At 39.6% G+C, this 23,144-nt stretch carries 23 protein-coding genes; 13 read left to right on the top strand and 10 right to left on the bottom strand.

The features are described from left to right. Nucleotides 1-177: 177 nt before the first annotated feature. From gltX to proB, 3 genes are all read right to left on the bottom strand, one after another. Nucleotides 178-1,662, bottom strand: coding sequence for a glutamate--tRNA ligase (gene gltX, locus A7967_RS00810; RefSeq protein ID WP_064435252.1), 1,485 nt, complete (start codon nt 1,660-1,662; stop codon nt 178-180). An 82-nt stretch (nt 1,663-1,744) separates the two neighbouring features. Then, nucleotides 1,745-2,104 carry a glutaredoxin domain-containing protein gene (locus A7967_RS00805; protein WP_054204227.1) on the bottom strand — a complete coding sequence of 120 codons (360 nt, stop codon included), beginning with the start codon at nt 2,102-2,104 and terminating at the stop codon, nt 1,745-1,747. Between the two features lie 467 nt (nt 2,105-2,571). Then, nucleotides 2,572-3,675: a glutamate 5-kinase gene (gene proB, locus A7967_RS00800; protein WP_054204228.1), complete on the bottom strand. Its 1,104-nt coding sequence runs from the start codon at nt 3,673-3,675 to the stop codon at nt 2,572-2,574. Between the two features lie 248 nt (nt 3,676-3,923). Here proB and A7967_RS00795 point away from each other — a divergent pair, with 248 nt between their 5' ends. Together A7967_RS00795 and A7967_RS00790 are read left to right on the top strand one after the other, a co-directional pair. Then, nucleotides 3,924-4,880: a DMT family transporter gene (locus tag A7967_RS00795; protein WP_054204229.1), complete on the top strand. Its 957-nt coding sequence runs from the start codon at nt 3,924-3,926 to the stop codon at nt 4,878-4,880. Nucleotides 4,881-5,146: 266 nt separating this feature from the next. Then, the gene (locus A7967_RS00790) at nt 5,147-5,380 is read left to right on the top strand and encodes a hypothetical protein (protein WP_054454874.1); all 234 of its coding nucleotides are present in this window, start codon (nt 5,147-5,149) and stop codon (nt 5,378-5,380) included. Nucleotides 5,381-5,410: 30 nt separating this feature from the next. On the opposite strand, the gene A7967_RS00785 is transcribed toward A7967_RS00790, so the two are convergent. Genes A7967_RS00785 through A7967_RS00770 form a run of 4 tightly spaced genes read right to left on the bottom strand, consistent with a single transcriptional unit; the run spans nt 5,411 to nt 9,256 of the window. Further along, nucleotides 5,411-5,911 (bottom strand): DUF1543 domain-containing protein, encoded by a 501-nt coding sequence (locus A7967_RS00785; protein WP_064435251.1) that lies wholly within the window; start codon nt 5,909-5,911, stop codon nt 5,411-5,413. 21 nt (nt 5,912-5,932) lie between these two features. Then, entirely contained in the window at nt 5,933-7,282 is a 1,350-nt protein-coding gene (locus A7967_RS00780; protein ID WP_054204232.1) for a sigma 54-interacting transcriptional regulator, read from the bottom strand. A gap of 2 nt (nt 7,283-7,284) precedes the next feature. After that, entirely contained in the window at nt 7,285-7,797 is a 513-nt protein-coding gene (locus A7967_RS00775) for a hypothetical protein (RefSeq protein ID WP_054204233.1), read from the bottom strand. Between the two features lies 1 nt (nt 7,798). Then, complete coding sequence (locus A7967_RS00770) at nt 7,799-9,256, bottom strand: sensor histidine kinase (protein ID WP_054204234.1); 1,458 nt, start codon at nt 9,254-9,256, stop codon at nt 7,799-7,801. Between the two features lie 327 nt (nt 9,257-9,583). On the opposite strand from A7967_RS00770, the gene A7967_RS00765 reads away from it, so the two are divergent. The 5 genes from A7967_RS00765 (at nt 9,584) to A7967_RS00745 (ending at nt 12,429) form a co-directional block, all read left to right on the top strand. Then, nucleotides 9,584-9,811, top strand: a complete 228-nt coding sequence (locus A7967_RS00765; RefSeq protein ID WP_054204235.1) for an EF-hand domain-containing protein — start codon at nt 9,584-9,586, stop codon at nt 9,809-9,811. 20 nt (nt 9,812-9,831) lie between these two features. Further along, the gene (locus A7967_RS00760; protein WP_054204236.1) at nt 9,832-10,059 is read left to right on the top strand and encodes a hypothetical protein; all 228 of its coding nucleotides are present in this window, start codon (nt 9,832-9,834) and stop codon (nt 10,057-10,059) included. 113 nt (nt 10,060-10,172) lie between these two features. Continuing rightward, nucleotides 10,173-10,409 (top strand): EF-hand domain-containing protein, encoded by a 237-nt coding sequence (locus A7967_RS00755; protein ID WP_064435250.1) that lies wholly within the window; start codon nt 10,173-10,175, stop codon nt 10,407-10,409. Between the two features lie 9 nt (nt 10,410-10,418). Then, on the top strand, nt 10,419-10,655 hold the full coding sequence (locus A7967_RS00750; RefSeq protein WP_054454883.1) for an EF-hand domain-containing protein: 237 nt from the start codon (nt 10,419-10,421) through the stop codon (nt 10,653-10,655). A gap of 115 nt (nt 10,656-10,770) precedes the next feature. Then, complete coding sequence (locus tag A7967_RS00745; protein ID WP_064435249.1) at nt 10,771-12,429, top strand: amidohydrolase; 1,659 nt, start codon at nt 10,771-10,773, stop codon at nt 12,427-12,429. A gap of 6 nt (nt 12,430-12,435) precedes the next feature. Here A7967_RS00745 and A7967_RS00740 read toward each other — a convergent pair whose 3' ends face one another. Beyond that, nucleotides 12,436-12,675, bottom strand: a complete 240-nt coding sequence (locus A7967_RS00740) for a YgjV family protein (protein WP_054454886.1) — start codon at nt 12,673-12,675, stop codon at nt 12,436-12,438. Nucleotides 12,676-12,943: 268 nt separating this feature from the next. On the opposite strand from A7967_RS00740, the gene A7967_RS00735 reads away from it, so the two are divergent. From A7967_RS00735 to A7967_RS00725, 3 genes are all read left to right on the top strand, one after another. Continuing rightward, nucleotides 12,944-13,600 (top strand): Crp/Fnr family transcriptional regulator, encoded by a 657-nt coding sequence (locus A7967_RS00735; protein WP_054204241.1) that lies wholly within the window; start codon nt 12,944-12,946, stop codon nt 13,598-13,600. Nucleotides 13,601-14,079: 479 nt separating this feature from the next. Beyond that, the gene (locus A7967_RS00730) at nt 14,080-15,693 is read left to right on the top strand and encodes a hypothetical protein (protein ID WP_054204242.1); all 1,614 of its coding nucleotides are present in this window, start codon (nt 14,080-14,082) and stop codon (nt 15,691-15,693) included. Between the two features lie 162 nt (nt 15,694-15,855). Then, a complete protein-coding gene (locus A7967_RS00725) occupies nt 15,856-18,006 on the top strand; it encodes a YjbH domain-containing protein (protein WP_054204376.1) in 2,151 nt (716 codons plus the stop codon). 73 nt (nt 18,007-18,079) lie between these two features. On the opposite strand, the gene A7967_RS00720 is transcribed toward A7967_RS00725, so the two are convergent. Together A7967_RS00720 and pepB are read right to left on the bottom strand one after the other, a co-directional pair. After that, nucleotides 18,080-18,646: a phosphoribosyltransferase gene (locus A7967_RS00720; protein ID WP_054204243.1), complete on the bottom strand. Its 567-nt coding sequence runs from the start codon at nt 18,644-18,646 to the stop codon at nt 18,080-18,082. 335 nt (nt 18,647-18,981) lie between these two features. Further along, nucleotides 18,982-20,277 (bottom strand): aminopeptidase PepB, encoded by a 1,296-nt coding sequence (pepB, locus tag A7967_RS00715; protein WP_054204244.1) that lies wholly within the window; start codon nt 20,275-20,277, stop codon nt 18,982-18,984. 90 nt (nt 20,278-20,367) lie between these two features. Here pepB and sfsA point away from each other — a divergent pair, with 90 nt between their 5' ends. The 3 genes from sfsA (at nt 20,368) to gluQRS (ending at nt 22,709) form a co-directional block, all read left to right on the top strand. Then, nucleotides 20,368-21,084, top strand: a complete 717-nt coding sequence (sfsA, locus tag A7967_RS00710) for a DNA/RNA nuclease SfsA (protein WP_054204245.1) — start codon at nt 20,368-20,370, stop codon at nt 21,082-21,084. Between the two features lie 224 nt (nt 21,085-21,308). Continuing rightward, on the top strand, nt 21,309-21,752 hold the full coding sequence (dksA, locus tag A7967_RS00705; protein ID WP_054204246.1) for an RNA polymerase-binding protein DksA: 444 nt from the start codon (nt 21,309-21,311) through the stop codon (nt 21,750-21,752). A gap of 18 nt (nt 21,753-21,770) precedes the next feature. After that, entirely contained in the window at nt 21,771-22,709 is a 939-nt protein-coding gene (gluQRS, locus tag A7967_RS00700) for a tRNA glutamyl-Q(34) synthetase GluQRS (RefSeq protein ID WP_054204247.1), read from the top strand. Nucleotides 22,710-23,144: the final 435 nt, after the last annotated feature.

Raw genomic sequence — 23,144 nt, 5'->3', positions numbered from 1 at the left:
ATTTATACCCAAATTATCTTAAGATACGAGTTTTAGTTGGAATTTACTCCCATCGTTGTTACTTATTAAAAGGGATTGCCATTGTTGCAAAGTAACGCCTTGGTATTAAGCCCCTGTGAAACGCTGAATTCTGCATTTTGAGGTGGCTTGGGTATTATCAGCTATTTGATCATATCTTTAGCTCGCAGGGTATTCACGATACGCACGCTCGATATTCTTAGCCTGCTTTTTAGAAATACCTAAATGAGCAAGTGCCACACGTAAACGAGCTCGTGATAGGTCAGACCCTAAAATCTCCATCGCATCAAGCACTGATGTAGATGATGTTTTGCCTGTGATTGCTACAAATATCGGCTCTAAAAAGTCTTTAATTTTAAGCTCGTGGAATGTTGCCACTTCTTTTGCGATAGCAAAAATAGCTGGTTTATCAAAACTACGTAAACCTTCAAGCTGCCATACAAAAAATTGTAAAGCTTGGCGAATTACATTCTCATCCGCTTTACCTGCCGTTAATAAAGCCGGATCGTAAGTTGGAATACCACCTACAAAATGACCAGCTAAATCAACCATATCCGACAAAGTATTAATACGCGTTTTCGCTTCAGGTAATACTTTAGCGAGCATTTTAGCGTTAAATTTCCAATCAACAAAGCGCTGTACAAGTTCTTCGTCAGTTAGATTTTCGCGGATCCACATGCCGTTTAACCAGCTTAATTTGTCTACGTCAAATACAGGGCCACCAAGCGATACACGCTTCATGTCAAAGTTTTCAATCATTTCAGCAAGTGTGAACTTTTCACGCTCATCAGGCATTGACCAGCCCATACGGCCTAAGTAGTTCAGTACCGCTTCTGGCAGGTAGCCCATTTCTTTATAGTAGTTAATAGACGTTGGGTTTTTACGCTTAGACAGCTTTGATTTATCTGGGTTGCGTAATAATGGTAAATGGCCAAGTACTGGCGCTTGCCAACCAAAATCTTCATACAGTTTTAATAACTTAGGTGCTGAGTTGATCCACTCTTCACCACGGAAAATATGACTAATTTCCATGTGATGGTCATCAACAACATTCGCTAAAAAGTAAGTAGGGAAACCATCTGCTTTAAGCAGAACCTGCATATCAACATTTTCCCACGGGATCTCAATTTCATCACGTAAGTAATCGTTAAACTTAAAGGTACCTTCGCTTGGGATTTTCATACGTATAACGTAAGGTTTGCCCGCAGCTAAGTTTGCTTTAATTTCTTCGTCTGTGTGATTTAAACCACGACCGTCGTATTTAGGGCGTAGGCCTTCTGCCATTTGCTCTTCACGCATTTGATCAAGTTCTTCGCTGGTTGCAAAACAATAAAATGCTTTGCCATCGTCAACTAATTGATGCGCATATTTTTTATATAAATCACTTCGTTCTGATTGGCGATAAGGACCAAATTCGCCGCCCACATCAGGACCATGATCCCATTGAAGGCCTAACCAACGAAGGCTATCCATAATAGCTTGTTCTGATTCTGATGTACTACGTACTTGGTCGGTATCTTCAATACGAAGTACAAACTCGCCACCTTGTTGTTTGGCAAAACAGTAATTGAATAAGGCGATATAAGCGGTGCCAAGATGCGGGTCACCCGTTGGTGATGGTGCAACACGTGTGCGAATTGTCATGGTTAAGTTCTCTTTCTATGGGCAATAAAATTGCGCTAAATGCCAACATAGCAAATGCGCTATAAAAATGAATACAGGGGTATTATGCGGCTACTTTATTTAAGTAAGCAATAATATCGTTTGATTCGTATAACCAAGTAACTTGATTATTTTCTTCTATACGTAAGCACGGTACTTTTATTTTTCCGCCTTGTTCTAGTAGCTCTTGACGATACTGCTCATTATTTTTAGCGTCACGTGTGTCTACCTTTAAACCTTCACGCTTAATAGCGCGACGTACTTTTACACAAAATGGACAGGCTTTGAATTGATACAATTTAAATTGTGCGGTGCGCTCATCTAATTGAGCTTGCTCTGGCGCGGGACGTTTTTTACTACGTGGCGTAAAAACAAAATCAAAAAACAAGATTAAACTACCTAAGACTAACCGAACTAACTTCATTTACTTCGCCCTTGTAACCAACAATTTAGGGCGCGATTTTAACACACATAATTACCAAGTCACTTGGAAATAAGTAATTCTATTTGATGTAAATATAGGAATATTTACCTATTCGCGTATATTTAAATTGCACTTGATGTATTGATTATATTAAAAAACGTACAAGCATTAGCGCTGAAGTAAAGCATATCACCCACATTTAACTTTATTTAACTTTGTGTGGGGATTAATAAATGTGGAAACAGTGTCACGGTTAAAGTGATTATTGACATAAACCGCAAAAACGTTTCTTTTCAAACCTTTATAAGCGAAGACATAAGTGCATTATCTAGCTCAAGTTCACCACCTTGCAGTGTTATTTAAACTATCCACACATACCCGCAAGGGTTAACCATATTTCAAGCTGCCCTAAAACTTACATAAAATTAGGGTCAGCTTTTTCAATTTGTTAAAAATAAATAAATGTTCTAAAAAAGTACCAGATCATCACGATGAATAACTTCATTACCGCAATCAAAATCAAGTAAAGCTGCTATTTCATTTGAATGTCGGCCTTTTATTTTATCTATTTCAAGTTTATTAAAACGCACTAAACCTCTCGCTACTAGCTGCTGCTCACTGGTAACTAAATCAATCAAAGCACCTCGTTCAAACTGGCCATTTGCACCTCGAACGCCTTTGGCCAATAAACTCGCACCTTGTTGTTGCAAAGCACTGACAGCTCCGTCATCTATCACTATTTGACCGTTACTTTTAGGACCTGCTAATAGCCATTTTTTACGCCCATCTCGCGGCGCTACTAATTTTAGAAAGCGTGTACCGGGCAGCTGTTCACTCATGCAATTGAGAATAACGTTTTGACCTGCGCCTCTTGCTATAATGACCTCTACACCGGCTCGCCGTGCAATATCAGCAGCTTGTAGTTTGGTCGCCATACCGCCAGTGCCTAAGCTTGAGCCACTTCCCCCTGCAAGCTGGCGTAATTCATCATCAATATGACGCACTTCATCAATTAATTGGGCATTCGCATCAGTGCGTGGATCACCGGTAAACAAGCCTTCTTGATCAGTCAATAATAAGAGTTTGTCAGCATTGGCTAAAATAGCCACCAGCGCTGATAGGTTATCGTTGTCACCCACTTTTATTTCCGTCGTGGCAACGGCATCATTTTCATTAATAATTGGCACTACGTCATAACGTAACAGCGCAGTTAATGTATCACGGGCATTTAGGTAGCGTTCTCGATCATCTACATCCGCACGAGTTAGCAACATTTGCCCTACATTCACACCATATAAAGCAAACAAGCTTTGCCAAATATGAATAAGCTGACCTTGACCAATCGCCGCTAGCATTTGTTTATCAATAACTCCTCGCCCACATGGAGCAATCAATTGCTCTCGTCCTGCAGCCACAGCACCGCTTGACACTAATACCACCTGATGGCCTTGTTTTTTTAACTCACAACATTGGCGAACAAGTTCTACCATGTGTGCTTTATCGAGTTTATCTGTACCGCCGGTGAGTACACTAGTTCCCAACTTAACAACTATGACCTGCGCCCTTTGCATGCTTTTTACTACGAATGAAATAATGATGAATTAATTTATACCAGCTATCATTTTTTGAACAAGTTAAAAATATTCAATATCACTAGTCTTTCGTGATTAATTTTACAGCAGACTGTTTGGTATTTAGGCAAGGCAGCGCCTATGGAGTGTGGTTGCTCCCCACAAATGGGCGATAACGCAGTATAAATGCCAAACATGCGCTATTAACATGCTAGGATCCTGTTTTAATTTAAGAGCAAGCGAGTGTCATGCCAGCCAGTTTATGTTTAATTATCGCCACTTTTTTATGGGGAAGCTCGTTTATCGCGCTAAAGTACGCAATTGCTATCTATGACCCCGCCCTAGTGATTTTTTTACGTATGCTAACCACATTAATTATGTCTTTATGTTTGTGGCGGTATGTTATCCGTTTTGAATATCGCATCGGTGATTGGAAGTATTTAGTAGGTATGTCGCTGGCAGAGCCGTGCTTATACTTTTTGTTTGAAGGACATGCAATGGAGTATACGTCAGCATCACAAGCCGGCGTTATTGTCTCATGCCTGCCGATCATAGTGGCGTTTTTAGCCTATTTCATGCTTAAAGAATACATCAGCAAAGCGATTATAATTGGTTTTACATTTTGTATTGGCGGCAGCATTTTACTGACTTTACTGTCACCCGAATCAGAACAAGCCCCCAACCCAATGCTTGGTAATTTTTTAGAGCTATTGGCGATGGTCTGCGCAGCGTTTTATACCGTCAGCGTTAAGCATTTGGTGGCACGCTACTCACCATTAACTCTTATTGCATTGCAAGGCGTGAGTGGCAGTTTATTTTTTGCGCCCTTTCTACTCTTTATTGATTTACCGAGTGAAAATCAACATGACCTGACTGCCTTATTGAGTATTTTATACTTAGGGTCATGCGTAACACTCGGCGGCTATGGTTTGTATAACTATGCGATTAGTAAAGTCTCTGTATTAACCGCTGCTGCATATTCAAATTTAATTCCTATTTTCACTTTGATTCTTTCAGCAATTATTCTCGGTGAAATACTCACCCTAGGACAATGGCTTAGTATTGCGGTGGTTTTTATTGGCGTAATGATAAGTCAACGCCATCAGGAGTTAGCCGTTACGATCACGCAAGATGATACCGCTAATCCTCCTGTCAGCAACCACAAACGCAATTCAGCCCCAACCGCTAATGAGTTCAACGAATAACAGATTAATAAGTAAGGCCGCTTTGTGCTAAAAAGTGTTATGCGGCCAACCACTGTAAAATACGACCTAATCTACCATTGTCTAAGAATTAATTTATAGGAACACCTAATTACCAACTAGGCAAAAGCGACAAAGCTGATAAATTCTTACTATTGAATACAAAAACCTTGATACAGCACAATATAATGAGAATTTACCACGCAGTTATTTGACCAAGGGGCTGTTCGCTCACTACAATGGCGCATCTTAAATTGTTATGCTGTCTAATGAAAAATCACTCGTCAAAAAAAGAACTTATTTTACTGCCAATTTTACTGGTCGTGATCATAATGTGTATTGCTGGGCACTTTTTGTTACAGGCGAGTTTTCAAGATAGCAATATCATAGAGTATATGCTTGCCGCGTTACCATTTCTGATGTTTGGATTTGTTATTTTAGCGTTTAAAATTGCCAGCAACAGCGAAGACAAAGAGCGTGAAGAGCAAAGCGATAAAGACTAAATTACCTACTTTGCCCATTTTGTAACGAAATTACAGTATATGGTAACCAAACCAATCAGGTTTGATTGCTTGCGATTCGCCGCTAGGGGTTAGTTGAATATGTAATTGGCTATCAAGTAAATCAATAGCAAAGCAATCATCCACATCGTGTAAATCATCTTTATGAATATGACTTAGCCCTGCTAGTAAATCCGTTTTGGCGCGTTGCTTAGCCTGCTCAGCGTCAGTGGCTACATACAGCGCAAAATCATGCTGTTCAGCAAGGCTATCAGCCCGGTAGGCACCTAAATTAACAAAATACAGTTGCTGTACTTGCTTTACGGGATGATCAACAACTTTAACCTCAAAGCCATCAATGTGTTTTATAGCCATAAAACTATCCATATGCACGCTGTTTTTGTCACCCACCCATTGGCTTTTTAGCTTTGTATAAGTGTGTTCAATTGACTCACCCACAACAAAACGCACATCGTGCATTTCAATATGACAACCCTGAATTCGCCCACCTAAGTACACCATAAATAACTGCATTTTCACCCCTAAACCTCAATGTTAGATAATGTTATCAACATCAATGTTGTGTTTTTTTATTAATTTATAAAAATCTGATCGGTTACGCTTTGCAAGCTTTGCGCCCTCTGCCACATTACCACCCGCCATTTTTAAAGTATTGATCACGTAATCGCGCTCAAACTCTTTTTTAGCATCATTAAGCGATAGTGGTTCAATATTACTTTCATTACTATTGAGCGCACTTTCAACTAATTGAACTGATATTACCTCACCGGGAGTCAGTGCAACAACTTGCTCAACCACGTTTTGTAATTGGCGAATATTGCCAGGCCAGTCATGGCGCACTAAGGCATGCATGGCATCGTTTGTAAAACGCTTTTCTTTTTGGTTCATTCGCTTTGCAATTGAGGCACTAAAATATTGAGCAAGTAAACTAACATCTTCTCGGCGCTCGCGTAACGGGGGCAACTTAAGATTCACAACGTTTAAGCGGTAGTACAAATCCTCGCGAAACTGTTGATTGGCAATGGCATCGGGTAGGTTTTTATGTGTTGCAGAGACAATACGTACATCAATTGGTATTTCTTCTTGAAAGCCCACGGGGCGAATCGTTTTTTCTTGTAATACACGTAGCAGCTTAACTTGTAAGTTTAATGGCATGTCGCCAATTTCATCTAAAAATAATGTGCCACCTTGCGCCTGCTGAAACAGTCCCTGATGATCTTTAACAGCTCCCGTAAAAGCCCCTTTTTTGTGACCAAATAATTCAGACTCAAGCAATTCACCAGGCACAGCACCACAGTTAATTGCTACAAATGGGCCTTCACTTGCGTGGCTATATTGATGAATGGCGTTGGCAAGTAACTCTTTACCTGTTCCACTGGCACCGGAAATCAGCACATTTACATGGGTGGGGCCTAGTAATTTAACTTGCTCAAGCAAATGTAGCATCGCACCACTACGAGTCACTATATTGCTGCTTTTAGAGTTTTCGTCTGCACCTAAACCATGAATTTCAATAGCTTTTGCTAAGCTATCAAATAACTCATCCTTATCGACTGGTTTTGTAAGAAAAGCAAAAATCCCTTGTTTAGTTGCTTCCACTGCATCGGGTATCGAGCCGTGAGCTGTCATCATTATTACTGGCAATGCGGGATAACGACTTTGCAATTGGCGGTGAAGTGCCATGCCATCCATTTCGTCCATTCTTAAATCGGTGACAACAGCATCAAACACGTTGTTTTTTAATAATTGTAACGCTGCCATGCCACTTTCACAGGTCGTTACTTGGTAGCCTTTGGATTCAATACGAATAGCTAATAACTTTAATAAGCTTGTATCATCATCAACCAATAATATGCGCGCACCTTGGTTTTGCTCTGTTGACATAATTAGTGCTCCTTTGTCTCTTCGCGTAGTAATAGTTGTTGCTCAATGGTTGCCAGTGATGACATGGTTTTTTGCATTTTATCATTCAGTGCTTGCTGTGCTTCTTGAGCACTGATCTGTTGCTTAATTTGTTGTTTTTGCAGCCAAAGGTACTGTTTAATATCATCAGGCCAGTAAAAAGCCTGATCCAACTGCAGTAATTTAGCTAAAACTTTAGTGGGCTCCAACGAATTATTCTTACAACTAAAATCAAAGTAACGCTCAATTGCAGCCGCACCAATATAAACAGCCTTAGTATCTGTGGCCTTAAAACCACCACACGCTTTTGCATGCCAGCCAATTACAACCTCAGCAGGCGGATACATGGGCTCACTTTTTGGTCGCGGCTTAGGGTTGGGTTCTACAACTTTAATCGCTTGCTCGTTGTCATTAACTGATGGTTTAATCAACTCGCATCCTGCAAGTCCTAAGACTGTAATATAAACCATTAAAATGGTTTTAAAGCGCACGCCCATGCTACTTAACTCCCTGCTTTTCATTAATTGGTATGTGGATCACAAAACGACAACCGTGTGGCTCATTGCTTTCAAGTTCTAATCTGCCCATTAACTGCTCAACGGACTCTTTCACTATGGTAAGTCCCAAACCACTGCCTTGTGCACTAATATCTTTAGCGTGCTTACCTTGATAAAAAGCGCTAAATATATGTGTTTTATCTTGGTCTTTAATGCCACAGCCGGTGTCGCTCACAACCATTGTTAAGTTACTTTGTGACAACCCAAGAGTAATATTAACAACACTGCCTGTAGGTGAGAACTTCAAGCCATTTGAAATGAGTTGAATCAACATCATTTCAATGAGTTCAGCAGCCACTGCTATGGGCTGCTCAGGTAAACTCGATTGCCAACTAATCGTTTGATTTCGCGCTAATAAACGATGCTCAAAATGACTGTTTATTTTATTAATGAGATGCTTAAAGTCAATCTCATTAATACTTTCTTTGCTTGTTCTGATTGCATTGTAGCTAAGCAAGCTGTCAATCATTGCTCGCAAACGCACTGTGCTTTGGGTAATTAGTTCAAGCACCGCTTGTTGCTCTGTATTCATAGGACCAACAATTTCATCCGCCAATAAATCAGTGCCCTCAACCATAGATGCCAGCGGTGTTTTTAACTCATGAGTAACGTGACGTAAAAAAGTATCTTTTTGTTGCTCTAAAATATGTAGCTGTTCTTGCACCCATTGCAACTTGTTTCCCAGCTCAACTAGTTCAGCTGAGCCTTGTACAGATATTTGTTGTTGCCAATGTCCTTGCCCTAGCTTATCAATTACTGACGTTAGCCCTTTTAACCTTCCGCTAATACGCCATAAAAAACCACCGCCAACTAATAGCGTCAAAGGAATTAACGCTATTAACCAGTTAATAAAAGAGTTTTGTAATGCTTTTAGTTCTAATTGGTTTTTTGTAATTTGTAATTCATTTTGATCTTTTAGCCATAAGGCTTGGCTGGTAATTAATTCACTCATTGGAATAAATAACTGGGCATCTTGTCGTTGCTGAATAACTAACTGCTCATGTGCCAGCTGCAATGCCTGCGACAATTGCTGCCACTGATTAATATATTCAGATGCGGGACTTATAAACATAAGCTCATCGATATTGCCCAAAGATGATTGCCATTTATCTATTATCAACTTATCTAACGAGTCACTTTTTAACACCCAATTTTGCCGCGTTGCACGCTCAAGACTGTTAAGCTCTTGCTTTAGGTTATTAAACGATTTAGTAACTTGGTAGTTATCACTTACGATTTGCTGAGTTACAGCCAGTTGTTTATTTAAAGCGTTTAAAAATACAATCACAACTAATGACAATGGTAGTAAAGATAGCAATGTACTAAATAAAAATTGTCCGATTAAGTTAGGTCGCCAAGCAAGTATTGCAGAGTACTTTTTACCAAACGGCACCAGCATAGCTATTCCCTTCATTTAAATGCTTTATTATCTGATCTGCTACTTATACACGAGCTGAATCAATAAAAATAATGAATGAGGTAAATCAATTCTTCTCACTTAGCTTCTTGACGCAAAATTGAGACAAGCTAATGGCATGTTTTTAATAGTATTTATTATTCTCCCTCGCGCTATGTTGCAAAAAAGACACAGTTCTGGGTAATTATTTCAGTTTCACACCAATGAAAAACCTTAAACCACTGATAATAAACAGTAAAAATAGTTGGCATCGTTTTTGTATTACTACTTGTAATTATGAAGTTTGGATTCAGATTATAAGGACATCACATGAAACAATTAACTGTATTGTGCGTATGCATAAGTACCTTACTCAGTAGCGCCGCTTTTGCAATGGATGCGAAAATTACGTTTTCTGAATTAGACAAAGACGGTAATGGCAGCTTAAGTTCAGCCGAAGCATCTGAGGATGCCTTATTACATGGAAGCTTTGAGCAAATTGATAAAGACCAAGATGGTCAAATTTCCCTTGCTGAATTTAAACTATTTCTCCAATAACTTTAACGAGGAAAACTGATATGAAACAACTTATCGCCGCATTTTCACTGCTTTTTTTAATGATAAGCGCCACCGTTTTAGCAGCGCAACTGAATGTTAAATTTGCAAAATTAGATATTGACTCTGACGGGCAAATATCACTGCTTGAAGCGAAAAAAAACATGGCGCTGTTTAAACAATTTAGTGATCTTGATGATAATCAAGACGAACACTTATCTGAGCAAGAATTCTCTAAATTTAAAATTTAAAAAGACGTTAAAGTATTTGCCATAATCCCGGAGGGAGTGTGTAAACGGATTTATTGTTGGGATTTAAATTATGGCAAATACTTTACTCTTTCTTCTTTTAAAGGATATTAAAAATGAAAAGTGTAACATTGATATGCTCGGTGTTATTAATAAGCAGCTTTGGCGTTGCTGCACTTGATGTAAAGCAGCGTTTTAATCACCTAGATTACAACAAAGATGGTTATTTAACCCAAGACGAATTAGAGCCTCAGCCACAATTACTTAGTAACTACCAACGCTGGGATAAAGATCAGGATAATAGGATTTCACTTGTGGAATTTAAAGATTTTTTAACTAACAATCTCTATTAGTGAGTGCCTATGAAGTACAAGACACAATTAGGGTTAATAGCCCTACTGACCATTAGTTGTGGCAGTTTTGCAACAACTGATAAAATCAAAGATATCTTCAACAATTTAGACCGAAATAAAGATGGTCTGCTTACGCGATCGGAATCAGCCAAAGATCCCGCTCTTTGGTCACGTTTTAAAAGTTATGATACCGATAAAGATAATAAGTTATCGCTAAGCGAATTTACCCTATATGCTAGTAAATAAAGGATCAAATTCTGCTCCTTTTTTCTTATCCAAATTGCATTCTGTGTTTTGAAAATAACTTGCGGCGATGAGATTCTCTGTTAATGTTGAATAAACACAATAATAAGAACAATCTATGAAACGCTTACTGCCTTTATTTTTAACACTTACCTTTCCCAGCCTCGCATCAACCACTGTGATATACAACGCCAATGGTTACACTCCTACTTATAAAGGTGAATTAAAGCAGTTTTCAACGTTAGTAATAAAAGATGGCAAAGTAGTTAAAATCGGAGACGATGAACTTAAAAATAATTTCCCTGGCTCACAAAGTATTGATGCAAAAAAGCAAACCTTACTACCTGGACTCATTGATGCACACGGCCATGTCATAGGTTTAGGCAATAATTTAACGCAATTAGATTTACGAGGTAGTCAATCAATAGTTCAAGTACAAACCACACTTGCTGAATTTGCAAAAAGCAATAAAGAAAGTTGGATCATTGGCCGAGGTTGGGATCAAGAATTATGGCCCGATAAGCAATTTCCCACCGCTGGCGACTTAGATAAAATAATTAAAGATACCCCAGTTGTACTATCTCGGGTTGATGGGCATGCAATTTGGGCTAACAGTAAGGCGATTGAACTTGCTAATATCACGATTAAAACCCCCACTCCCGATGGAGGTGAGATAATTCGCGATCATAGTGCTCAACCAAGCGGTATTTTTATTGATAAAGCACAAAGCTTGATCACTTCACATATTCCTGCCCCATCAGATCACAGTGTTAATTTGGCTTTAGATCAAGCAGGCCAACATTTATTAAGTTTAGGGATCACCTCAACCCATGATGCAGGGATTGATAAGCAAACATGGCTAATTTATAAAAGCAGAGCTGCTGCTGGCACTTTGCCTCTGCGAATTGTTGCTATGCTCAGCGCAGCAGATCCTGACTTTAAAACGATGCTCAAAGCTGGCCGCTACAAAGATCTAAATGATTTTATGTCAATTCGTAGTGTTAAAATATACGCCGATGGCGCTTTAGGTAGCCGCGGTGCTGCTTTATTAGCTGATTACGCTGATCGAACTGACCATCAAGGGTTAATGCTCGAAACTCAACAGCGATTAGAAGAACTACTAACATTAAGCTTTCGTAGTGGCTTTAGTGCCAATACACATGCAATTGGTGATAAGGCAAACCGGATAGTATTAGATGCATATCAAAATGTATTTAAAAAAACGGGGGGGATTTTACTGCGTAACCGCATAGAGCATGCTCAAATTGTTGCCCCAGAGGATATTGCTCGATTTAAAACATTAAAAATAATTCCGTCGATGCAACCTGTTCATGCTACCTCTGACATGCATATGGCGCAGCAACGCCTATCTGAGCAGCAATTAATAGGCGCATACGCATGGCAAACGTTTTTAAAACAAGGATCTGTAGTTGCAGCTGGTTCTGATTATCCGGTCGAGCTTGCCAACCCTTTTGATGGCCTTTATTCAGCCATAACACGCCAAGATCACAATCAATTACCCGCACAAGGCTGGCGAGTAAGCGAAGCGCTCAACAGAGAAGACGCGCTTCACGCGTTTACGCTTGGCGGTGCTTATGCTGCGCATCAAGAGTTTAAATTGGGAAGTTTAGAGCAAGGTAAATGGGCTGATTTTATTTTAATTGATAAAGATTACTTCACAGTGCCAGTGCAAGAAATTTTTACTATTAATGTCGAGCAAACGTGGATTGCCGGTAAGCTACGCTTTCAAAGAACACCGCTTCAAAAAGAAGAATAAAATCGATTAGTCTTTTATAGTAATACTGCTTTTTGGCTCGCGAGATAACTTAATGAGGTGATAGATATTTACAAATGCGAGTAAACCATTTGTTATAGCCACAGGCCATGCAGTAATAGCAACACCATAAAGTGTAAAAGCAATGCAACCGACTAGATTAAGCCACCGTAATTTGGTTACGTCACTCATCATCAAAGAGGCAACAAGTAAAGCGGAAGCTATATAGCCTAAATATTCCCAACTCATTTGTTCTCTCCACTCGTTTAGGTTAGCATTGCAGGCTGTGTGGTTTTTATAGTGGCCACACATTGCCACAACAGTATAAAAAAGCTAACTTACATAAAACCAAAAGTTGCTCGAGGGCATACTTTTAATAATCATTACACGGGATATCAGGTTTCAACTCAATTAACCGTAGTTAACTCAGCTAGTAAGTTAGCGTAAATTCTTAGAATCTTAATGCTAACGTCATTAAGGTGTAATAAATAGGACAATTGTCCGAAGAGCACAATCGATGTTTCAATATCATTTTTCTAGTTATTTGGTCGACCAGTTACTTACCTTTGCAGGTAGTCGCTACCAGCAGTCTAAAAAAGAAGTGCTGATCCACCAAGATCAACCACTTACTAAATTAGTGTTAGTAAGAAGCGGCACAATTTCGTTTAGTTACGATGTTGGTAATGGTCGTCGCCTGCTGTTAGGGCAGCTCGATTGCAATAATACGTTGATAGGTGAAATAGAAGCACTGAATAACAATCCCTGCATTTATACTGTTACCTGCTTTAGTGACGTTAGTTATAACTTAATTGAACTAAAACATTGGCGCGCATTACTATTAGATAAACCTGAGTTAAGTTTATATACAGCGCAGACCATTGCGGCTAAATTTCAAGAAAATCAAAAAATTAATCTAGATAAGCTGCTATTACCACTGGGCTACAACATAGCGAAAGATTGTTTATTACGTGCCAAAAACAACAACCCTACCCTACTACGCGCTTACCCCACTGTAAATGCTGAAGCTGAGCGGTTTGCCACTACAGAGCGCGCTTATCGCAGAGTTGTTTCAGAGTTAGTAGAAAAAGGGTTAGTGGAACGCTCTAGCGATGGTCTAAAAGCGGTGGATTTAGAAAAGTTAAGCGACTACGTAGATAGCTTTTCACAATTGTAGTAACACGGGGATAAAAAATATAGCTAAGATGAACTTATGAGTACCAAACGTTCATTTTAGCGTCATATCTATTAATGTAGAATACGACCAAACAATATTGCCTGCTAAGGCGAAAGCAATTTGTACCTATACTGATTATTTATCTTGTAGAATGTAAAATAGTCATCATGAAATAGATGCTTTTCATTTACAAATGCACAGCTCTGCCTTAGCATGTACACCAATTAAAGGATCGACGCAAAATATCAATTATAAGAAAAAAGATTTACTCACCTATATAAGCGGTAATGATTTTCTCTTGTGATGAGTAAAAGTATATATAACGTTCACTTGACGTATATATAATGTGCGCTTATCCTTCACTAACTTATTATTGTATTAGAGCTATAGGTCATAATTGACAGATACTTTACTACATGTATAGCACTGCAATTAAGTCTGTTTACTTTACAAAGAGAAAGGAAAGAAAGGTAACTATTATGGGAAATAATACATTTAAACTCACCAAGCTAGCTCTAGCAATTGGTCTTACAGCTACTCTAAGTGGTTGTTTTAGCGATAATGACGATAATGATTACGTTAAACCACCAGAGCCACCGGTACCAACGGTAAAAGCGCCTGTTGCTGATACACCTGCTGCTCTTACATTTTATGTTGCTGGTAACGTTGTTGATTCTGAAACTGGTGAAGTAGTTGCTTCTACTGTAAAGTTTTTAGAAGCAGGCGTAGCTTCAGCTAATGTTGTTGCCCTTAATGGCGACGCAATTACTGAAGTTGCTACAACTGACGGTTCTTTCACTTTCAACCTTGTTGAAGGCGCAGAGTTAACTCAACTAACTGCACTAGTGACAGCTGAAGGTTATGCTTCAAACAGTGTTGTTGTTGATTTAAGCGACAAATCTGAAGTAGTTGATACGATTGTATCTCTAGTTAAATTAGATGAAAATAAAGTAACACTTATCAAAGATAAGAAAGTTACTGCTGCTGACGGTAAACTTGCTGCTCCTTTAGCTGAAACAGCTGGCGCTGCTACAATTGAAATCGGCACAGACGTAGAACTTCAAGACGCTGAAGGTAATGCTGTAACGGGTACTGAAGTTACACTTAACGTTGTAACTGCTGATATTAACGCTGCTGCAGGTAAAACTGCTGCTGTTGACTTAATCCCTGAAGGCTTAACTAATGCAGACGCAACTAAAGTAGTTGTTCCAGCTGCTTATATGAGCGTTGAAATGCTTGCTGGCGATACTAAGATTAAAAGTTTCTCAGAAAACATTTCTTTGACAGCTAACTTACCAGCTACATTTAAAACTATTGATGGTTCAATGGTTGAAGCGGGTGACAAATTTGACGTATCTTCATACAATGAAGAAACTGGCGTTTGGGCTAATGAAGCAGAGCAGGCAACTGTAGGCGCTGCAGGTGCATTAACTTTACCTGCTAAATTTGCTACTGACCACTTAACTGGTTTTGCACTAAGCGAAGCTCAAACAGCATGTAGCACTCCTATTTCTTATACCTTCACAGGCGATGCTGTTCCAGCTTCTGGCTTGTATGTACACCTTAATTCTTCAACTGTTTCTAAAAAGAAACTAGTTAAGAAAGCTCAAGGCAACCTTTATGGTGCAGGTGTTGTAGCTGATAATGCTGTTGCTAACGTATCTGTTAAAGATAAAAATGGTAACGTATGGGGCACTGTAGCTAATGCAAACCTATGTGGCGCAATTACAGTTGCTTTAGATAGCCCTGTTACTATCGTGGCTCAGAACTTAAACGTTACATATACCTGTTCTAACGCTGAAGTTGATAAAGATAAAACATTCCCACTTACTGGTGCGGTAGTTTTATATTCTCAAACTAAGAGAACTATTTCTACAGCTGTTGAAACAGCTGGCTCTTACGCGTTAACAGGCCTTGAAAGTGGTGTTACTTACGATGTTAAAGTAATTCCTACTGGCATCAATGTTGGCTTACAAAGCACTACAGTGACAGCTAACGGTACTGATTCTGCATTCAATATCGCTCGTGATAACTGTACTCTTGAAGACCGTGTAGTTACTGGTACTGGTACTGGTACTACTGGCGGAAGCTAATAGCTAAAGTCTTAAGTAAACTTTTTAAAGCCGCGCATTAGCGCGGCTTTTGTTTATCTGCTCAATTAGTTACTTTTTGTTTAGAGCATTTATTGTTAAAGTACTAGAATAAACTGGTTTTAAGGATTTAAAACCTAATTTTAATCAACTTTGGTTAATCACGTGACTTATAATAAAACAGCCCTCGCAGCATTTTGTGCACTCAGTGCAAGTACTTCAGCTTTTGCCGAACAACCTATCAATCACGGTATTGCATATAACGGTTTTACTGGTATTTTTCATACACCATCCGCGTCCGTTATGGATAAGGGAGTTGTTGATATAGGTTACAGTAACCAACTAGAAATTCGTGGTAAATACACTGATGGCCACAATTTCACTTTTTCTGCAGGGTTATTTGATGGACTAGAAGTCAGTGGTCGTATCGCCTCATCAAGCATGCATGATAATTTATTTAGCTCGAGTAGCCGTGGGCAAATTCGCGATTTATCATTTAATGCTAAATACCAAATTCCTTTTATCCCTAAAGACTGGTTTAGCCTTGCAGTAGGCGCTAAAGATTTTGGTGGTGCAGCAAATAATTATGAAGCATTTTATGCTGTTGCTTCTAAACAGTGGTGGGATTTTCGTTTTAGTGCCGGTGTTGGCACCTCTGATACACTAACAGGTCAGCTTGATGGTGCATTTGCCGGCATTGAATATCAACCTTTCACTTGGTTGTCGGTACTTGCTGAGCATGATGCTGAGGCATTTAATGTAGGTGCACGTGTAACAGTTCCAAAAGAATGGTTATACGATTTAGCGACGGTTTCATTTAACACCCGTTTATATTCAAACACTGAACTGGCCGATGATGATGTTTACTGGGGGGTTAACATTAGCATGCCTCTTAGTGATGAAGCGCAAGCGAACTATACGCCTGTGCAACCAGCGCCAGTACAACCAGCGCCAGTAAGGGTACAACCGACAGAAACACTAAGAAACAAAGCGCAGGAGCCACAACCTGCTAGTGTGACGGCTTACTCTGACAATCAACCTAATATTAATAAACAGCCAGCAACAGTCAGCTCAACGACAGAGAGCATTCAAACTGAGTCAGCGACAAATCAGCAATTACACAGTTTAAAAAGCGCTCTCGTAAATGATGGGTTTGAAAATATTCGGGTTGGTCTTTCTAGCGCGCAACTTCTCATTGTCGAATTTGAAAACTCTGTGTTTAACCGCAATGAAATTGACGCACTAGGTTTAGTACTAGGACGTATTACAGAGCATTTTAATCACAGTGATAATGAATTTGTAGTGCGTTTATCAAAACAAGATATCCCTCAACTACAAATAAAAGGCCGATTAGATAATTATCGCCGTTTTGTAAACGATAACATCACACCAGATTTATTGATTAGTAATGAGTTTACTGATCAAGATTTACCTACAGTAAAATGGGCTGGCAATGCGCCAAGCACAAGCCCTTATTTTGTCCCAAGGCTTTCATTTACACCATCATTGGCAACAACGTATGCAACTGAGCTGGGCGTATATGATTACTCATTAGCACTGCAAGCAGATTTGCATATGCCACTTTGGTACGGGGCAGGTATAAACGTGACAGGTCAGGTAAACGTCCATGACACTGACCATTTTGAAAAGGGTAAAATCTTTCAAAACTCTCGCCAAGAAACTGGCATAAAACGCGCCATCGTGTATCAGACTTTCGCGCTACCATTTAATATTTATAATCAAACTCAATTTGGTCTTTACCAAGATTACTTTGATTACATGGGTATTACCAATGAAACAGTATGGCAAAGCCCTGAAGGCCGCCATAAGTTAAAAGCTAAACTAGGCTACTTTGAGTATAAAGATTACAACACAGATAAACGTGATTACTCAGTGTATTCATACCGTTATTTTTGGGCAGAAAAAGATGTGTCATTCCATGTTTCAGGCGGGCAATTTTGGAACGAAGATAGTGGCTTTAAGCTAGAGACTAAATTCTGGTTTGGTGATGCCAATGTTGCACTGACATACAGTAATACAACGATAGAAAAAGTGGGTATCGGGTTTAGTATCCCATTAACATCGCGTAAAGATATGGATGCTGGTAACTGGCAAGTAAAAGGTACCAATAGCTGGAACCATAGCGTTCAAACCCGAATTGGCGAATCACATAACCAACTTGACTTTGGTAGTGCGACGACGCTTCGCTCAAGCATTGATATAGATAAAAACTTCTTGAATCAAGATCGCTTATCGAGCAGCTATGTTTATGCTCATCTAGCAAGATTAAAAGAAGCTTTTGAAACGTTTAAATAACTTATAAATAATCTGAGTTCTAGAACAAAAAGGCCTTTTAAAAGGCCTTTTTTAATTTAAACAACTTATCGTACTATTTCTCAAGCAATATATCGTGAATTTTCACCAGATCTGTTTTCCCTGCAATAATTTCATCCGGTGTTAAACCTGATAGTTCATGCGGGAATACCAACCACTCTTCTGATTCATGAATGTAGTAATCTGGTTTCATATCTACTTTTGAGTTTTTTGGCTTGTAATACGGACAGGCAATACGAATATCTTTCGGCAAGTTTAAGCGCATTAGCTCTGATAGCTTTTCTTTAAGAGCAAAAATACTGCGCCCAGAATCAAATACATCATCAACAATTAGCAATGAATCACCCGCATTAGCGTTTTCAATGATGTAGTGTAAACCATGCACTTTGATTTCTTTCGATTGTTTATTAATACCGTAATATGACGAAGTACGTACCGCAATATGATCTGTCTCTATGCCTTTATAATCGTAATATTCTTGCACTGCGATACCAATAGGTGCACCACCACGCCAAATACCGATAATAAAATCAGGACGAAAGCCATCCTGGTAAACTTGCGCTGCTACGCGAAATGAATCTTCAAGTAATTGTTGCGCTGTGATGTAGCACTTATCTGACATAATTAGAATTCCCAGTGTGAGTAGATCATTTAAGTGTAGCCGATCTTAAAAAGATAATGGCGTACTTAAACTGCTAGTAGCGGTGAATTTTATCGTAAATAACGTGAAAAAGCTTGTTTCACTTTCGACATTAACGTTTTTACTCTAAAACAGGCTGCCCGCTATCAAAAGAATGAAACACAGCTACTTGATCAACAGCTTTTGTAATAGGGTAATAAGTGCAATGTTTCTGAAGGTTTTTGTAACGCTTTATAAAAATGGCATTCAACTTTCGCTGAATGCCATTTATTAATTAACAGGACTGAATGCGGTTGATTCAATCAACTATCTATAATTTACGCTTTTTCTAATAACGTACGTGCAACTGTTCGCATACCAACAGTTGTAGCGCCCGCAGCCCATTGACTCGTGCTGCCCATATTAAATGCTGCAGCTAAATCAATATGCACCCAGCCTTTACCATCATTTGGCACAAAACGTGATAAGAAACCAGCCGCGTTTGATGCACCACCATAACCGCCACCTTTTTGTGCTCGACTATTTGCAGTATCAGCATAAGGTGATGGGCAGTTTTGTTGATGCCACTTTTCAAGTGGTAGTGGCCAGCCTGCTTCCATTTCTTGCTCTGCAAAGCCTTCTACTTCACGTACAAACTCTTTATCTAGACCAAACAGCGCATTGTACTCTTGGCCTACCGCAACCAAGGCTGCGCCTGTTAGCGTAGCAGCATCGATGATCAATGGTGCACCTGTTTCACCTGCGGCCATTAAACCGTCAGCTAACACTAAGCGACCTTCAGCATCAGTATTAACAATTTCCACTGTTGTGCCATTTTTATACGTAAGAATATCGCCAAGTTTATAAGCATGACCAGAGATCATGTTCTCAGCGCAACATAAAAACAACTTAATGCGCTTTTCAATACCACGACTAATTGCCAATGCTAAACCAGCTGTTACCGTTGCTGCACCGCCCATATCGCATTTCATGCCTAGCATGCCTTCGCTCGACTTAATAGAATAACCACCTGAGTCGAATGTAATACCTTTACCAACTAACGCTGCGTCAACAGGTGCGTTTTCATCGCCTGTTGGATTGTAATCTAGTGCTAATAAAACCGGAGGACGCTCACTTCCACGACCAACAGCATGAATACCAATCCACTGCTGCTCAAGCAATGCATCACCTTTAATAATTTGATAGCTAACATGCTCTGGTGCTAGTGACTGAATAAATTCAGCCGCTTTTCCAGCTAAGCTTTCTGGGAAGATGTCATCAGCAGTGCCGTTGATCATTTCACGTGCCCATGTTGCTGAGCGTTTTAGCGACTCTAACTCTTTACTGTCGGTCTTTGTTGTTTGTGCAAACTCAACTCCGTGTAATGTTTTAGGTGACACAAACCCTTGGTAAAACGCCCATTGCGTCTCAGTACACCAAGTATCGCCAGCTAAAACAACATTTTTAATGCCTTGATTAGCAATGCTACGCGCCGCTTTTTGAACATTTTTTAATGTGTCTTGCTCTGTTAAGTGAACGCTTGCACCTTGCTCATTAAAAGATAATGTAGCGGTTTCGCCCCAATGCACTGCAGCACCCTGCTCGCTTAATTGAACAACAAATTTTTCAGTCATGTTAGAATACTCTTGCGCTTATAATAGTGACTTTGAGTTTACTATAGCCACAACAACTTCCCAACTGCTTGAGACTAAATAACCAAAATAATGAAATATTCAACGCCACTGCAACACGCCACATTAATTAAACGCTATAAACGCTTTTTAGCTGATTTACGCCTTCACGATAGTACAGAGTTTACAGCTCACTGTGCAAATACAGGTAAAATGACAGGCTGTGCTGAACCTGGTTTTACAGCCTTCTATTCTACCAGTAGTAACCTTAAGCGAAAATATCCACATTCTTTAGAGCTGACTAAAAATCAATTCGACCATTTTATATGCGTCAACACCGCTATAGCGAATAAAGTAGTTGAAGAAGCGCTGCAAGCCCAACTCATTGGTGAATTGTGCAACTACACAAACATACAAGCGGAAGTTAAATATGGGCAAGAAAATAGCCGCATTGATTTTTTGCTGCGCAATGAACAATTGCCACAGTGCTATGTAGAAGTCAAGTCGGTCACATTGCTAAGTCAATCTGAACCTAATAGCGGCCAGGGCTATTTCCCTGATGCACAAACGCTGCGTGGGCAAAAACACTTACGCGAGTTAATTGAAATGGTCGAGCAAGGCCATCGCGCTGTATTACTCTTTGCTGTTTTACACCAAGGTATAGAGCAAGTAAGCGCTGCTGCGCATGTTGATGAAACATATGCGCAGCTATTAACTGAAGCAATGAGTAAAGGAGTTGAAGTACTTGCTTATAAAGCGAGCATTTCGCCTAATGAGATCCACATTACACATAAAATCCCTTTTATTTAAAACAAGCCTTGTAATTTGTACTTTTGCCCATATTAATAGGCAAGTTAAAAATCACGTTTGAAGTTAAAAAGTAGCCTACACCCTCTTTGTACCCTTTTTAATCAACCGATATGATTTACGTACAGCCAATTAATTTAAAAATAAATTTGCCTAGGCCATAGGATTCTGTTATTTATAGCCGCCGGCTAAAGCTGGGTATTATATTAAGGATTTAGGAGAAAGTTATGCCAGACCAAAAAAAATTAGGGTTGTTGGCTCAGGCCGGATTAGAACCATACCAGGAAAAGCCGGGCGAAGAGTATATGAATGACGCACAACGCGCTCATTTTAAAACTATTTTGGAAGCATGGCGCAACGATTTACGCAACGAAGTAGACCGTACTAAATCGCACATGCAAGATGAAGCAGCTAACTTTCCTGATCCAGTTGATCGCGCAGCACAAGAAGAAGAGTTCTCATTAGAGCTTCGTACTCGTGACCGTGAACGTAAACTGATCAAAAAAATTGAAAAAACAATAATTCTTATCAAAGAAGATGATTTTGGATATTGTGATTCATGCGGGATTGAAATTGGTATTCGCCGTTTAGAAGCACGTCCTACTGCTGATTTATGCGTAGACTGTAAAACGCTTGCAGAAATCAAAGAAAAACAATCTGGACGTGGTTAATTACCTGTAATTAAATCAATGTCTACCACAGCCGTTACTGCGCCAATGCGCAATTATCGCGGTCGTTTTGCACCGTCACCTTCTGGGCCACTTCATTTTGGCTCACTTGTGGCGGCTGTGGGCAGTTACCTTGACGCTAAAAGTAACCAAGGTGCTTGGTTAGTGCGTATTGAAGATATCGACACGACTCGCGTTATAGAGGGTGCAGATACAGATATTCTCACCACACTGGAGGCCTATGGTTTACAGTGGGATGAAGACGTTGCCTATCAAACAAAGCGCCATCACTTATACGCTCACACCATTGAATATTTAAATAGCCAACAAGGCGTTTATGCATGCCACTGCTCACGTAAAGAAATTAAAGCCTTAGGTGGTATTTATCAAGGCCACTGCCAAAGTTTACAGCACTCACAACAAAATAGCGCATTACGATTAATACAACGCCACGCCACCTGCCACTATAATGATTTGATTCAAGGTGACATTAACGTTGATCACGCCCTCGCGCATGAAGACTATTTAATAAAGCGCAGTGATGGCTTATATGCTTATCAATTAGTTGTGGTTGTAGACGATATTGAGCAAGGGATCACCAACGTGGTGCGTGGCGCAGATTTACTTGAGCCCACAGCACGCCAATTAAGCCTGTTTAAGCAACTCGATAAACCCGCCCCTCGTTATGCACATTTACCTTTAGCTGTCGCCAAACCAGGCTTTAAATTATCAAAGCAAAACTATGCGCCAGCAATTGATAAAAAAAATCCAAAACCGGCGCTATTAAATGCATTCGAGTTTTTAGGTTTAGCGCCTAGCACTGAGCTACTCTCACTAAATATCGATGAAATGATGACTTGGGCAATCAACAATTACACCCTGCAAAACATTCCAAAAGTCCAGCAGATTCAAATTTCGCAACAGTTACAGAGTAAAGCGCCCCAGTTTACTCATTTATAGCGATAAAAATCACTTTTAAGCGTTAATTTTAAAACCTTCAACTTAATTTTTGAGCTGTACTGGTATATTATACCCAAACCACCTCAAGATGCAGAATTCAGCGTTTCACAGGGGCTTAATATCAAGGCGTTACTTTGCAATAATGGCCGTCCCTTTTAAGAAGTAACAACGATGAGAGTAAGTGCCTGTGAAATGCCCAATGGGTTGGTTTAAAAGCGATTTATACTGCGTTATTGATTTTAGCAAAGGAATGACCATTACTTGCAATCAATGCCTTGCCTAAATCGCTTTTAATTCCAACTGAAACTCGCATTTTGAGATGGCTTGGGTATATAGCCATCCTTAAGCCCAATGCGTTTTATCGCCAAGTATGCACATTACTCGTGCAGTTAATAACTAAATACAGCTATACTTGATCTGATTTTTGATGGTTAT

This window comes from Pseudoalteromonas neustonica (assembly GCF_001653135.1).
Classification (GTDB): domain Bacteria; phylum Pseudomonadota; class Gammaproteobacteria; order Enterobacterales; family Alteromonadaceae; genus Pseudoalteromonas; species Pseudoalteromonas neustonica.
This window is presented reverse-complemented; position numbering and strand designations above follow the sequence as displayed.